Here is a 14,224-nt window from a genome sequence, read left to right as displayed (position 1 = left end):
CATGACTCACAAGTACAATACTTTGAACCCATGAAGTGGGTGGCGAAGCTGCGTGAGATGAAAACAAACAACAACGTGCTGCTGTTCAAAACCGATATGGAAGCCGGTCACGGTGGCGCTTCTGGTCGATTTAAGCGATTAAAAGAAGACGCACTTGAATACGCGTTCTTTTTAGACTTGCTAAAGACTCAGTAGATTCTGCGTAAAAGTGAGTATTCACACCATTTTGTCGCCATTTAGGGGCGACAAAATGGCGACAGAAATTATTAAGCATGCTTAAATACGATTAATCATGAAACCCACCAAATCAGCAAGCCCTTGAAAAGCAAGCAATCACAAGGGTTTACGAGAGGTATAAAAACAAATGAAAGTAATTAGCTTCAACATCAATGGCCTTAGAGCCCGTCTTCATCAGCTTCAGGCTATTATCGATAAGCACCAACCTGATGTGATTGGTCTACAAGAGATCAAAGTGCACGATGAAGCCTTCCCACTAGCCGATGTTGAAGCTATGGGTTACAAGGTTTACTTCCACGGCCAAAAGGCTCACTACGGTGTGGCTATGCTGTGTAAGCAAGAGCCGATTTCGGTACAAAAAGGCTTTCCTACAGACAATGAAGACCATCAAAAACGCATGATCATGGCGACGTTTGAAGACGACAATGGTGAGAAGATCACTGTGCTAAATGGTTACTTCCCTCAAGGCGACAACATCAAGCATGAAACCAAATACCCGTACAAGCGAGAGTTCTACAAAGACTTAATGACGTACCTGAACGATTACCACAACAAAGATGAACAAGTGATCGTAATGGGCGACATTAATATCAGCCCTACCGATATTGATATCGGTATTGGTGAACCTAATGCGAAACGTTGGTTGAAAACCGGTAAATGTTCTTTCCAACCAGAAGAACGCGAATGGTTGAAAACATTGATGGATTGGGGCTTTGTGGACAGCTTCCGTTTGCTACACCCTGAAGTGAACGATCAATATTCGTGGTTTGATTACCGCTCAAAAGGTTTCGTGGACAACCGTGGCCTGCGTATTGATGTAGTCCTAGCAACTCAAAAGCTTGCTGATAAGTGTACTGAAGCGGGCATCGACTACGAGCTACGCGGCATTGAAAAACCGTCAGATCACGCTCCGATTTGGTCGACGTTTAAGTAGTTACTTTTAGGTAACAAAACTTAGCCATATAAAAAAGAGAGGAGTTAATATCTCCTCTCTTTTTTCTTCGTGACTCGATCTGCCATATACCTAATTAAGCGGCCAAGCGGTCGTGCCGTCAACATCTAACGGCGTCTTAGCAAATTCATCTAAGCAATAGCCTTGATTAGATGATGCAAAATATGTCAAAGGCATGTTACTTAGACTAAGAGCAGTGACTTGTTGCTTCGCTTTATCACTGAAACTGAATCCCCACATATCTAAGTATTGTGTCATATCCCTTTCTGCAACGTAGCTTAATGCGATAAGTAACCAGTCATTGTTGGTGATGCCTTCGGCTTCCTGTTTGGTGTAATCTGAAAAACCAATCGAGCCTTTACCGTTGTTCCAAAGAGTATCACTGGCTTTCAAGCGATTAAACTCGCGTTCAATCAAGTGTAAGCGCCCTAGTAAATGCCAACCTGAATTCAATACACCTTGCTGCTCAGTCAACATCATCATTTGAATGAACATACGAGCCCCCCAACTCCAACCCGTTTGATTTTGAGCCGCCATAAAAGCGTTTGGATCTGGTTGAGTTCGGCTCTGCTGTAAAAGTTGATACTGCCCTTTAAAGTCTAGGCTTTGGCAAGACGATACCTTTGTCGTGTCTTTGTAATACTTTGATTTACTAAAATACGAATAATAGTTGGTTGTTGAGTGGCCTTCCCATCCAGCGAATCTAAAACGTCCTCTTTCCAGTCCATGACCAAGCTCGTGCAAATCACCATGCCCTAGAGGATGAAAAGACCAATAAGCATCGTAAGGGTTTCCTGAACAACCGTAACCACAAGTCGCTTGATCGGCATTCATGTGCTTCACAATATCAATGTTCGCAATTTCCCAACCCTTTGCCTCTCCGTATTGATGAATTTCAGCAATTTCATCAATTCCTGGCCCTTTGAAACCTGCAAGTGCATGAGGAAGGTTGTGTACGTAACGCTCAGTGGCGAGAGCCATATCATGCGGCTGTGCCCAATCAGAAGCTCCAATAGACTCTTTCATCTTGTCTAGCTTAGAGTGAACTTCAAATCCGGGAGTCACCAACTCAGCCCAATCAAACTTTCCTTCTTCAAGCTGCGCGACAAAGCTATCGTTGTCCGCTTTACTTCGCCAAACAGGGTGTTGGGCAACATTTTCAAAACGGAGCTCTACATCGATATCGTTGGTATCAAAATGAACTTGTAATGTCCCGCCATAGGCAGAGGTCAGGTATATCGTTTCTCCATGTTTTACGGGGTAAGTTACCGAAGTCAAAAACTTCGGCCTTGCATAGCCGTCTTTACCCGAAAACTCATGAGTCGCACCACTACGTAGTGTGTTAAGGGCAATCGACGTTGCCACTTTGTTATTATCTAATCGCGTCACTTTGATCGTCTTACCCGGTAAGGCGTATACACCCGCCGCACGGAAATTTCTCTTTGACTCTAAAGTAATATTCTTGCTGATGAGAGGGACATTCTTAAAGTTCTTGGTGCTGAAGTTCCCTAAACTCGGCTGTGCTGCATTATGTTGTCGAGTGTTGTATGTCGCGTAATCACTGTAATACGATCGAAGAAAGTCGATTCTATCTGTTACGTCTTTACCCATTGGGTACTTAACGTCTTGTCGGTAGCGATCAGCAAGTAGCAGTAACAGCTTTTCATATTCGTAGTTCTTGGATGCAAAGAGATCAATTTTTTTGCTATCAAGCGTCGTTAGGTGTGAACGAATACTGTTCGCTGCCTTATAGAACTCTTCATCCATGTTGGACTCATCTGGGCAAGATTTGTCATCACATAAATTTAAGTCAACAGTGAAACTATCGAGTTTCAGGCGCTGTAAAAGTGCTTGCTGTTTGACGATATTATCTGGCATGCGATCAATCAGTTGCGTTGAATCCCAATTTGACAGCCCTAGCCTGCGCCAATAGTTATCACCAACATACGTCATATGCATTTCTGCAAATAGTGCGTTGCCTAAGTCCGTCATACCGCCATCAAGATGCAAGTACAGCACGGGAATCTTTCTGTTGAACGCCAAACGTAACCCCGTCATTACATCGTTAATTTCGTCACCATCATTTAACTTTTGAGACAAAATCAATAAATCAGGGTTGTTCGTTTCAATACATTGGCTTAATTTGCTGCCGTCACAGGCGTTATCATCATTGATAACCATCGAAGGATTGATGTTGCTCGTTAGCCAGTTTCGCGTTGCTTTGTCATCAGGAAAATAATAAGACTGATCCATCTGAGCCAAGACAACATTCTTAGGTGAACTTGTGCCTGATGCCCAACCCACCAAGTTTTTCAACCACACTTCCATTTCTGCGTTGACTGAATCCGTTGAACGTTGCTTAGTTCGAAATGGGTTACTTGCTAACGCAGCGTAACGACTACCGCTCGATGTATAACCTGCAATACCAATCGCAAGCTCTTGGTCAGTATATCCACTCTGCATCGCTTTATTGGTTTGCAGGATGACATCGTTGAAGCCGTAAGTTGGTAAGATTATCGCGGCATCGTGTGTTGGATCCCAATGAAGATTGCGCAGCGGCGTGCCGTCTGAATTTTTAGACAGAGACTGTTTAATTTGACTGTAATCAGATTTGTATTGGGCAACGAGCGTTTGGCTGGCGTCAATAAACTCATTGGCATTAGATACAAGGGATGCATCTCCGGATTCAAGCGCTTTTTGTACCGCCGTTTTACTCGGAGGTTGAGCGGAATCACTAGAACCACCACATGCAGAAAGTAGTAGAGACGGCGGCAGAATTAGACACAAAGATAAGATGTTTTTTTTCATTGTTATACGACACTCAAAAAAATTGGAGCAAGTGTATCTATGGGTTTACTTAAGTCAATTGATTCGACTAATGGGTTCGTAATTTATGGAGTGAATTTAACAAATACCACTTAAACTTATTAGAACCCGAACAATTGAATTGAAATTAAAAACGGCGCTACAAGAGCGCCGTTTATCTAAGAAAATCTGTATCGTAGAGTTAACTTAACGGCCTTAAGTAAGCAAGGAAACGCTTCTCTGCAAATTTGAAAATCGCAATGATGATAAACGTTAGCGCCATGTAGAATAGACCTGCAGTTAGAAAAGACTCGAATGGAGCGTAGTAGCGTGAGTTGACCAAACGTGCTGCGCCAGTTAGGTCCATAATGGTTACGATACCTGCTACTGCAGAGCCATGAAGCATAAAGATAACTTCGTTACTGTAAGCCGGTAATGCACGACGCAGAGCACTTGGCAAAATGATGCGGCGGTAAGTCTTTGGTGTGCTCATGCCGTACGCTTTTGCTGCTTCAACTTCACCTTTCGGTAAGCCATTAATAGCACCACGAATGATCTCTGCAGTATATGCTGATGTGTTTAGAATAAACGCAACTAAAGCACAGAACCACGCGTTTTCCCATAGTGTATCTTTTACTGGGAAGAATTGGTCCATACCGTAGTAAATCAGGTACAACTGCACCAATAACGGCGTACCACGGAAGAAATAAATGAACGACCAAGCTGGTGCATTAATCATCATATTTGGACTGTTACGAGCGATAGCTAATGGTATGGCTACGAATAAGCCAACAATCAAAGCGACACAAACCATCCAAGCCGTTGTCCACAAACCACCAAGGTAAATCGGCAGGCTTTCAATTATCAATGAAAAGTCCATAACTACCTCGCGTGGATACTGAATTTACGTTCAACCAACTTAAGTAAGCCCGTCGAAACACTGGTGAAGAATAAGAAGATGATTGCTACCGTCATATAGAAGGTAAATGGCATTTTGGTTGAACCCGCCGCCAGAGCGCTAACACGTACCATGTCTTCAAGGCCAATAATAGAAACCAGCGCGGTAGTTTTTAGTAAAACCAACCAGTTATTACCAAACCCTGGCAGTGCGTGACGAATCATTTGCGGTAATAGAATACGACGGAACGCTAAAACAGGGCCCATGCCATAAGCCTTTGCCGCTTCCATCTCACCGCTGTCGACAGCCATTATTGCACCACGGAAGGTTTCTGCCATGTACGCGCCAAAGATGAAGCCAATGGTTAAGACACCAGCAATAAATGGGCTAACATCAATATAATCAGGTAGGTAAGCGGTCCATTCGTGGTTAGGGTCACTTGATGTGAACCACTCATTGAGCCACTCATTGATGGAATACAAACTGTTGTTTAAAAGGATTTGTCCACCAAAGAAAATCAGCATCATCAATACGAGATCGGGGATACCTCGAATAACGGTTGTGTAGAGGGTTGCAATAGCACGAGCCCAGCGGTAAGGCGCTAGTTTTGCTAAGGCACCTAGCATACCAAGAACCATAGCTAAAATTAGCGACAGTAAGGCAACTTCGATTGTAAGCACCGCCCCTTTCAGGATCGACGCTTCATATCCTTGTAAATCAAACATAATGAATTCCAACAGAACTGCGAAAAAGTTGGTAAGACAGGGAGAGGTGAGCCTCTCCCTTAAGAAGTGACGCTAGAGATTACTTACCGTATACGTCGTAGTTGAAGTATTTAGCAGCGATATCTTGGTAGATGCCTTTTTCACGTAGCGAAAGGATTGCAGCATCTAATTGCTTAGTCAGATCTTTGTCTTGCTTACGTAGAGCAATACCAAAACCTTCACCGAACCACTTAGGATCAGTTAGTGATGGACCAACAAACTCGTAGTCTTCACCACCCGCTTTGTTTAGTACACCTTCTTCTAGAGCAGATGCATCACCCAGTACAGCAGCAACACGACCGTTAGCTAGATCAAGGTAAGCTTCGTCAAATGAACCGTAACGAACGATTTCTACTGTGTCGCCGTAGTTATCTGTTAGGTACTTGTCGTGAGTTGTTGCACGTTGAACGGCAATTTTTTGACCACTTAGATCATCAAAGTTAAGGCCTGCACCTTTTTTAGCGATGAACTTGTTTGGGATAAGTGCGTATTTACCTGTGAAATCGATCTTTTTCTTGCGCTCTTCCGTGATAGACATTGCCGCAATGATCGCATCATATTTACGAGCAAGCAGAGAAGGAATAATACCATCCCAATCTTGTGCAACGATCTTACACTTCACCTGCATTTCAGTACAAAGCGCGTTAGCCATATCGACATCGAAGCCTTTCAGCGAACCGTCAGCTTCTGTCCAGCTAAATGGAGGGTAAGCACCTTCAATACCGAAACGTACTGTTTTCCATTCTTTTGCTTGAGCTACGCCCGTTGCAGCAGTTGCAGCAAGTGCCGCGACTAATAACCACTTTTTCATATCCCTACTCCTGTGATTTAGGTTTTTATGTTTTGCTAATTTTAATATTGTGTTTGTTGTTACTTATTAACTTACTTGTTGTGTTTCATTGTTAACACTGTCGCCATTTACCTTAGCAACAGCATTTCAATTCTGATTAGTAAATCGATGAGATAAATTGTTGTAATCGCTCAGATTCAGGCTCAGTAAACAGTTTAGCTGGATCGCCCTGTTCTTCCACCAAGCCTTGATGTAAGAACATCACATGATTTGATACGTCACGAGCAAAAGCCATTTCATGTGTTACCACAAGCATGGTTCTTCCTTCTTCTGCTAGATCGCGCATTACACCAAGTACTTCCCCTACTAACTCAGGATCAAGTGCCGATGTTGGTTCATCAAATAGCATTACTTCAGGATCAACCGCTAACGCTCTTGCAATCGCCGCACGCTGTTGCTGTCCGCCAGATAAATGACCCGGGTAGTAATCTTTGCGTTCATATAGCCCTACTTTCTTCAGTAGCAGCTCAGCATTTTCAATCGCTTGTGCTTTAGGTACACCTAAGACGTGAACAGGCGCTTCGATAACATTTTCGAGAACGGTCAGATGAGACCACAGGTTGAAACCCTGAAAAACCATCGCCAGACGAGAACGGATTCGCTGTACTTGTTTTTCATTGGCAGGAACAGAAACACCTTGGCGGTTGTTTTTCATTTGAATTAATTCACCATTAACCCAAATCTCGCCAGCAGTAGGTGTCTCTAAAAGGTTGATACATCTAAGGAAAGTACTTTTACCCGACCCTGAAGATCCGATAATCGATACTACATCGCCTTTATGCGCAGAAAGTGAAATTCCCTTTAAAACTTCATTTTGACCAAACGTTTTGTGTAAATCCTTTATGTCCAGCGCTGGTACATCTTTCATGCGCTTTCTCTCCCAAGTTTGTGAAAATGCAAGGTACTCCGACCTTTTCATGCGATACAAACTAGCACCACACGAAACAACATGCAACAAATTATTAACCTAATAATTGAGAATAAATAGCGATTAACTCTGACTTATTATGCAATGAATAGCGTTTTAGTCTCAATTTACTGAATGAAATGTATCAACAAGCTGTAATTGCGACTCTGACATTGTTTAAATAAAGTTAATCAAAATGAGATTCTCGTAGCTTGATGCCTCACAAGAAAAACACGTTTTGTGAACTTAAAAACTGCGCTTCCGACAAAATCTAACACCCGCAGTAGTACACCAAACTCACTATACGAGAACGTCATTTAAAGGCCGTTGAGTGGTTAAAACTCCATAGGCAACTAAGAGACCAGTTGCTAATAGTAAAACCACTCAGTAAGTCAGAGGTATCCGGCTGATGCTATGTAGAGCAAGGCATGAAGAAGATAGCTAACGTCAATTTGTGAAAACTAATTACACAATTCATCAACGGTACGTTAATGAATCGCTTCGTTTTGTAGCTTTCTTTCACATAAACTCATAAAGTGATCAAGATCAATCACCCTAAAGGGTAAGCTTGTTAGACTCAGCAGCAAAGAATAAGGCGTTAAAAATGCCAAACATTTCTTTTAACTTAGCTGCATAAAGCACATCAAAACCGTGCAACATAATATTAATAAGTTATAACTAAGAAATAACGCAATTACGCAATTACGCAATTACGCGAAATTTTATAATTCAATTTTAGAATTACTAACATAAAAATATGAGGAATCTATGTCAGACGTTGTGAATAATGCGAACTCTGAAGTAGAAGAGAAAAGCTATAAAGAGCTACACCGCCCTGCTTCTGAATTTGAGAGCCGCTCAGATTACTTAGATCACGAACTTCAAATCATGAAGCCTCGTCGTTTTGGCCTAAACCTTCCAGGCCGTGATTTCCGTTTTGAACTTGAAGATCTTGTTCCTGCACTTGCTGGTACCATCGGTATCATCGCGATGTACTCTGCAGTAATGATGTCTTGGGCTGATGGCCTAACTCAAGCTTGGGATCACGTAAACCTAGGTAAAGACTTCGCGATTGAAGTTGCTCGTGTAGAAATGCTGATTCCTGCACTGCTGTTCTGTATCCTTGCTTCTGGTTTCTTCAACCCGAAAGCAAACCTTGCCGGTAACCACGGCCCAATGATTCCTCTTATTGGTACCATCGCTCTCGCTGGTGCTCACCCTCTTGCATTGGCTATCCTTATCGGTGTCTTCGGTCTAATCCTAAGTTTCCTAAAAGGCGGCTCCAAGCTGGTTAACCTGACTTCGGAAGGTACCGCTGGTGGCTTGCTCATTTTCTTAGGCCTAACAGGCACCATGAGCCAAATTAACTCAATTCAAGCATGGGCGGTTGGTCTTCAATCTTCTACTGTTGAAGCGGGTAGCATGGGTTACGTTGGTTTAATCGTTCTTGCTATTACTATTGCTATCTATGCTTTCTTAGCAAAAGTGAACAAGCGTTGGTTAGCTATCCCAGTTTGTGCATTCACAGGCCTTGCTATTGCATTAGCATTGGGCGCTGGTTTCGATATCGTATTCGAAACTGAAATGGGTATCCCAAACCTAAACCCAGTTTACTGGTGGGGTTCGACTTCTGAAGGTTGGATGCTTGGCTTGCCAAACGTTGAACACTTCATCGCTTCTCTACCATTTGCAATCCTAGCGGTAGCGATGTGGTCACCTGATTTCCTAGGTCACCGTATCTTCCAAGAACTAAACTACCCTAAAAAGTCTGAAAAAGTTCTGATGGACGTTGATGACACTATGACTATGTGTTCAGTTCGTCAAATGGTAGGTACAGCGGTTGGTGGTGGTAACATCACGTCTTCTTGGGGTACTTACATGATCCCAGCAGCAATCGCGAAACGTCCAATTCCTGGCGGCGCAATCTTGCTTGGTTCTCTATGTATTATTGTTGCGATTCTTGGTTTCCCAATGGACGTTGCAGTATGGCCACCAGTGATGCGTGTTGCGCTACTTGTAGGTGTATCTCTACCTCTACTTGAAGCGGGTATGCAAATGGTTAAGGATTCAAAGGATTCTCAAGCAGCTGGTATCTGTATCTTCGGTTCAGCGGTTGTTAACCCTGTATTAGCATGGGCTCTGACTATGCTTCTTGATAACAACGGTCTAATTGGTGATAAAGAGCGCGCGAAGCGTCTATCATTTGTAGACAAGATTGTAATCCCAGTTGGCGTTTTAGTTATCTGTTTAGTAGCAATGCTTGCAGTTGGTATGCTAGAAAGTCAGTATGGCCTAAAAGCTTGGCTATAATGCTCATTACTACACAAAAGTAGTATCGGGATTAAAAAAAAGTTTGGGTGGCAACCCCTGCCACTCAAATTTTTTCAACTTTTTTTGGCATTTATTGATTTAGTTTAAGGTTTGCAGAAATTTTTTAGCGTAGTCTTGAATACATAGAGTAAAGACAACATATAAAAGGTAGTGACAATATATATAACCATATGACGCTCATATGCTCATATATATTGTTATTAATAAGAGTGTACTACCCTTACGAGGGGCGCTGGCTCAACAGTGTTAATGTACGTATTTTTTCTACTAAAAAGGTAGGTATGTCATGGCAGAGCAATTTGCTAAAGCTTGGGAAGATTTTGCTGCAGGTGAGTGGCAAAGCGAAGTAAACGTTCGTGATTTCATTCAAAAGAACTACACGCCATATGAAGGCGACGAGTCTTTCCTAGTTTCTGAGGGTACTGAAGCAACTAACAAGCTTTGGTCTTCGGTAATGGAAGGTATCAAACAGGAAAACGCAACTAAAGCACCTGTAGATTTCGATACTTCTGTTATCTCTACCATTACTGCTCACGATGCAGGTTACATTGAGAAAGATCTTGAGACTATCGTTGGTCTACAAACTGAGAAGCCACTAAAACGTGCAATCATCCCTAACGGTGGTGTACGTATGGTTGAAGGTTCTTGTAAAGCATACGGTGAAACTCTTGACCCAATGGTTTCAAAAATCTACTCAGAATACCGCAAAACACACAATGCTGGCGTTTTCGATATCTACACTCCTGATATCCTAAAATGTCGTAAGTCTGGTGTTCTGACTGGTCTTCCTGATGCTTACGGCCGTGGTCGTATCATTGGTGACTACCGTCGTGTTGCACTTTACGGTATCAACTTCCTAATGAAAGACAAAGCTGCTCAATTCGCTTCTCTACAAGAGCGTTTCGAGAACGGCGAAGATCTTGCTGCTACAATGCAATTGCGTGAAGAGATCTCTGAGCAACATCGTGCTCTAGGTCAAATCAAGCAAATGGCTGAGAAATACGGTTTCGATATCTCTGAGCCAGCTCAAACTGCTCAAGAAGCTATTCAGTGGACTTACTTCGGCTACCTAGCTGCTGTTAAATCTCAAAACGGTGCTGCAATGTCTCTAGGTCGTACTTCGACTTTCCTAGACATCTACATCGAGCGTGATATCGCTGCTGGCAAAATCACAGAAGACCAAGCACAAGAGATGATCGACCACTTCGTAATGAAGCTGCGTATGGTTCGTTTCCTACGTACTCCTGAGTACGATGAGCTATTCTCTGGCGACCCAATCTGGGCTACAGAGTCTATGGGTGGTATGGGTGTTGATGGTCGTACGCTAGTAACGCGTTCGAACTTCCGTTTCCTTAACTCTCTATACACTATGGGTCCTTCTCCAGAGCCAAACATCACTGTTCTTTGGTCTGAGCAACTACCTGACGGCTTCAAGCGTTTCTGTGCGAAGGTATCTATCGATACTTCTTCTATCCAGTACGAAAATGATGACCTAATGCGTCCTGACCTTGGTTCTGATGATTACGCAATCGCTTGTTGTGTATCACCAATGATCGTTGGTAAGCAAATGCAGTTCTTCGGCGCTCGTGCTAACCTTGCAAAAACTATGCTTTACGCAATCAACGGCGGCGTTGATGAGAAGCTTAAAATGCAAGTTGGCCCAGTTGGCGACAAGATCACTGACGAAGTACTTAACTACGATGACGTAATGGGTCGCCTAGACACATTCATGGATTGGTTAGCTAAGCAATACGTGACAGCTCTAAACAGCATTCACTTCATGCACGACAAGTACAGCTACGAAGCGTCTCTAATGGCTCTTCATGACCGTGACGTTCGTCGTACTATGGCTTGTGGTATCGCTGGTCTGTCTGTTGCAGCTGACTCACTGTCTGCAATCAAATTCGCGACTGTTAAACCAATCCGCGACGAAGATGGCATTGCAACTGACTTCGAAATCGAAGGCGATTACCCTAAATACGGTAACAACGACTCTCGTGTAGATGACATTGCTTGTGAACTAGTTTCTACGTTCATGAACAAGATCCGTAAGCTTAAGACTTACCGTGATTCAATCCCTACACAGTCAGTTCTTACTATCACGTCTAACGTGGTATACGGTAAGAAAACAGGTAACACTCCAGACGGTCGTCGTGCTGGCGCTCCTTTCGCTCCTGGTGCAAACCCAATGCACGGTCGTGATGAGAAAGGCGCTGTAGCTTCACTAACGTCTGTAGGTAAACTACCGTTTGCTGATGCTCAAGATGGTATCTCTTACACTTTCTCTATCGTGCCAAACGCACTAGGTAAAGAAGAAGATAGCCAACGTGCTAACCTTGCAGGCCTAATGGATGGTTACTTCCACCACGAAGCTGGCATTGAAGGTGGTCAACACCTTAACGTGAACGTTCTTAACCGTGAAACTCTAGAAGACGCAGTTAAGCACCCTGAGAAATACCCTCAGCTAACGATTCGTGTTTCTGGTTACGCTGTACGCTTTAACTCTCTGACTACAGAGCAGCAAGCTGACGTAATCGCACGTACATTTACTGAGTCTCTATAAGCTCACGCTCAATAGACAGTAAAAACTATTAGCCTCGCCAATGTGCGGGGCTTTTTTATATCTACTCTAAATCTCATCAATACCCCCTCCCCCAAGAAAGATTAGATTGGCCACAAAAAGCACACTCGCATTCACTTTTTTTCTACAAATCCACTCAAACTACGGTACTATTTCTGTTCATCATTTTAGAGTAACCGCTACATGAAATACCTTCGTTATTTACCACTGATTCTCCTCTCTTGTTCATCACTGGCATCTGAACGCTCTACGTTAACTTTTGCGTTAGACAACGATGGTATCTTTGGTGTCGATCAAGACTATACCAACGGTTTATTTCTGGGTTACACATCGTCAAGTATTACGCCATACGCTTGGGTAAAACCATTGAGCCTTTCCTATTGGGGCGCAAGCTCTTTAGATAAGTGGGAAATCACCATTGGTCACAAGATGTACACGCCTTCTGACATTGAATTAGAAAAACCATCAGCCAATGATCGTCCATACGCAGGTTACCTACATACAGAATTCAACTACATCAGCTTGAACCCACAACAAGCCCAGCGTTTTAACATCACGTTTGGTACTACAGGCGAGCGAGCACTTTCCGAAGACGCTCAAAAACTGGTTCACTCAATCACTAAATCAGACGAACCTATGGGTTGGAAGTATCAAGTTGATGATGAGTACGCAGGTAGCCTTGGTTACTTAAGTCATTTCAACCTAATGCGTAATCAAGCATTAGCGAATACTGACTTCGAGATATCTAACGTATCAGAGATCAACGTTGGTAATTTTAGAAGCGACATTTCTACTGGATTTATGTTCCGTTGGGGTACTGACTTGGGCGGCAACTTTGGCGCAGCGAACATCAGCACAGAAAACCCATTCAAAGCAGGCATGATAGGTGCTTCAAATACAGGTTGGTTTACTTACGCAGGTCTTGAAGGGCGTTACCGATTTAATGACCTGACTGTCGAAGGGGATCGTTCCGGTGTTAATGATTATGCAAAGAAAAATGGCCAAGATCCTGCGATCTACGATGTCACTTTAGAGAACATTCAAGCGACAGCGATACTTGGTGTTGCTTGGTATAACCAATACGTTGGTGCATCTTTCGCACTTACCGCAAAAACACCCGATTACCAAGAAGCAACAAAGTCAGTGTACGGTACTGGTGGCATCACTATGTTTGCTTTCTTCTAGCCATAGAAAAGGCTTTCACCGCCTGCTTTTCAAGTTAAATAAAGGCAATCATCTTCACAGGTGATTGTCTTTATTTTTAAAGACCTAGTTACCATTTGACCCTATTTTATGTACCGTTTTTGTAATAAAATAAACGGTATAAATTCCTATACGAGAATAGCTCATGTCTACAACTGGTCGCATTCACTCATTCGAATCTTGTGGTACTGTCGATGGCCCTGGTATCCGCTTTATTGTGTTTCTTCAAGGCTGCTTAATGCGTTGTATGTACTGCCATAATCGCGATACATGGGATCTTCATGACGGAAAGGAAGTAACGGTCGAAGAGATCATTAACGAAGCAAAATCATACCGTCATTTCATGAAAGCCTCTGGCGGTGGTATCACCTGTTCAGGTGGCGAAGCGATGCTACAACCTGAGTTTGTTCGTGATTTTTTCCGCGCGGCTCAAGCTGAAGGCATCCACACTTGTCTTGATACTAATGGCTATATTCGTAAACACACTGAAGTGGTCGATGAAGTACTAGAAGCCTCTGATCTGGTAATGCTGGATCTTAAACATATGCGAGATGAAATTCACCACGATTTCATTGGTGTATCAAACCGACGTACTCTGGATTTTGCACGCTACCTACACAAAATAGGTAAGAAGACGTGGATTCGTTATGTGATTGTTCCTGGCTACACAGATACGCCAGAAGATGCGCATCTTCT

General features: G+C 43.0%; 11 protein-coding genes. 6 read left to right on the top strand and 5 right to left on the bottom strand.

The window, feature by feature from the left end; genetic code table 11:
• Both AB4496_RS02970 and xthA read left to right on the top strand, forming a co-directional pair.
• On the top strand, positions 1-195 hold a 195-nt coding region (locus AB4496_RS02970; protein ID WP_372130575.1), incomplete at its 5' end, for a prolyl oligopeptidase family serine peptidase.
• Between the two features lie 169 nt (positions 196-364).
• On the top strand, positions 365-1,171 hold the full coding sequence (gene xthA / locus AB4496_RS02965; RefSeq protein WP_009846323.1) for an exodeoxyribonuclease III: 807 nt from the start codon (positions 365-367) through the stop codon (positions 1,169-1,171).
• Between the two features lie 90 nt (positions 1,172-1,261).
• Here xthA and AB4496_RS02960 read toward each other — a convergent pair whose 3' ends face one another.
• The 5 genes from AB4496_RS02960 to AB4496_RS02940 form a co-directional block, all read right to left on the bottom strand.
• Complete coding sequence (locus AB4496_RS02960; RefSeq protein WP_009846322.1) at positions 1,262-3,997, bottom strand: ImpA family metalloprotease; 2,736 nt, start codon at positions 3,995-3,997, stop codon at positions 1,262-1,264.
• Positions 3,998-4,196: 199 nt separating this feature from the next.
• On the bottom strand, positions 4,197-4,874 hold the full coding sequence (locus tag AB4496_RS02955; protein WP_009846321.1) for an ABC transporter permease: 678 nt from the start codon (positions 4,872-4,874) through the stop codon (positions 4,197-4,199).
• Between the two features lie 2 nt (positions 4,875-4,876).
• Positions 4,877-5,617, bottom strand: coding sequence for an ABC transporter permease (locus AB4496_RS02950; RefSeq protein ID WP_012603591.1), 741 nt, complete (start codon positions 5,615-5,617; stop codon positions 4,877-4,879).
• Between the two features lie 79 nt (positions 5,618-5,696).
• Positions 5,697-6,467, bottom strand: a complete 771-nt coding sequence (locus AB4496_RS02945) for an ABC transporter substrate-binding protein (RefSeq protein ID WP_009846319.1) — start codon at positions 6,465-6,467, stop codon at positions 5,697-5,699.
• Between the two features lie 136 nt (positions 6,468-6,603).
• On the bottom strand, positions 6,604-7,374 hold the full coding sequence (locus tag AB4496_RS02940) for an ABC transporter ATP-binding protein (RefSeq protein ID WP_004736532.1): 771 nt from the start codon (positions 7,372-7,374) through the stop codon (positions 6,604-6,606).
• Between the two features lie 807 nt (positions 7,375-8,181).
• On the opposite strand from AB4496_RS02940, the gene AB4496_RS02935 reads away from it, so the two are divergent.
• From AB4496_RS02935 to pflA, 4 genes are all read left to right on the top strand, one after another.
• Complete coding sequence (locus AB4496_RS02935; protein WP_009846317.1) at positions 8,182-9,723, top strand: DUF3360 family protein; 1,542 nt, start codon at positions 8,182-8,184, stop codon at positions 9,721-9,723.
• A gap of 307 nt (positions 9,724-10,030) precedes the next feature.
• A complete protein-coding gene (gene pflB, locus AB4496_RS02930; RefSeq protein WP_012603590.1) occupies positions 10,031-12,307 on the top strand; it encodes a formate C-acetyltransferase in 2,277 nt (758 codons plus the stop codon).
• Positions 12,308-12,508: 201 nt separating this feature from the next.
• The gene (locus tag AB4496_RS02925; protein ID WP_102257369.1) at positions 12,509-13,510 is read left to right on the top strand and encodes a lipid A deacylase LpxR family protein; all 1,002 of its coding nucleotides are present in this window, start codon (positions 12,509-12,511) and stop codon (positions 13,508-13,510) included.
• A gap of 163 nt (positions 13,511-13,673) precedes the next feature.
• On the top strand, positions 13,674-14,224 hold a 551-nt coding region (gene pflA, locus AB4496_RS02920; protein WP_372130574.1), incomplete at its 3' end, for a pyruvate formate-lyase-activating protein.

Origin of the sequence: Vibrio sp. 10N.222.46.A1, assembly GCF_041473595.1 — a bacterium.
Classification (GTDB): Bacteria; Pseudomonadota; Gammaproteobacteria; order Enterobacterales; family Vibrionaceae; genus Vibrio; species Vibrio tasmaniensis_A.
The sequence above is the reverse complement of the archived record's forward strand: the minus strand, read 5'-3'. Positions and strand labels throughout refer to the sequence as shown.

Excerpts from the sequence above, each read along its gene's own strand:
- xthA (WP_009846323.1), top strand. The coding sequence starts at position 365 with ATGAAAGTAATTAGCTTCAACATCAATGGCCTTAGAGCCCGTCTTCAT.
- AB4496_RS02960 (WP_009846322.1), bottom strand. The coding sequence starts at position 3,997 with ATGAAAAAAAACATCTTATCTTTGTGTCTAATTCTGCCGCCGTCTCTA.
- AB4496_RS02955 (WP_009846321.1), bottom strand. The coding sequence starts at position 4,874 with ATGGACTTTTCATTGATAATTGAAAGCCTGCCGATTTACCTTGGTGGT.
- AB4496_RS02950 (WP_012603591.1), bottom strand. The coding sequence starts at position 5,617 with ATGTTTGATTTACAAGGATATGAAGCGTCGATCCTGAAAGGGGCGGTG.
- AB4496_RS02945 (WP_009846319.1), bottom strand. The coding sequence starts at position 6,467 with ATGAAAAAGTGGTTATTAGTCGCGGCACTTGCTGCAACTGCTGCAACG.
- AB4496_RS02940 (WP_004736532.1), bottom strand. The coding sequence starts at position 7,374 with ATGAAAGATGTACCAGCGCTGGACATAAAGGATTTACACAAAACGTTT.
- AB4496_RS02935 (WP_009846317.1), top strand. The coding sequence starts at position 8,182 with ATGTCAGACGTTGTGAATAATGCGAACTCTGAAGTAGAAGAGAAAAGC.
- pflB (WP_012603590.1), top strand. The coding sequence starts at position 10,031 with ATGGCAGAGCAATTTGCTAAAGCTTGGGAAGATTTTGCTGCAGGTGAG.
- AB4496_RS02925 (WP_102257369.1), top strand. The coding sequence starts at position 12,509 with ATGAAATACCTTCGTTATTTACCACTGATTCTCCTCTCTTGTTCATCA.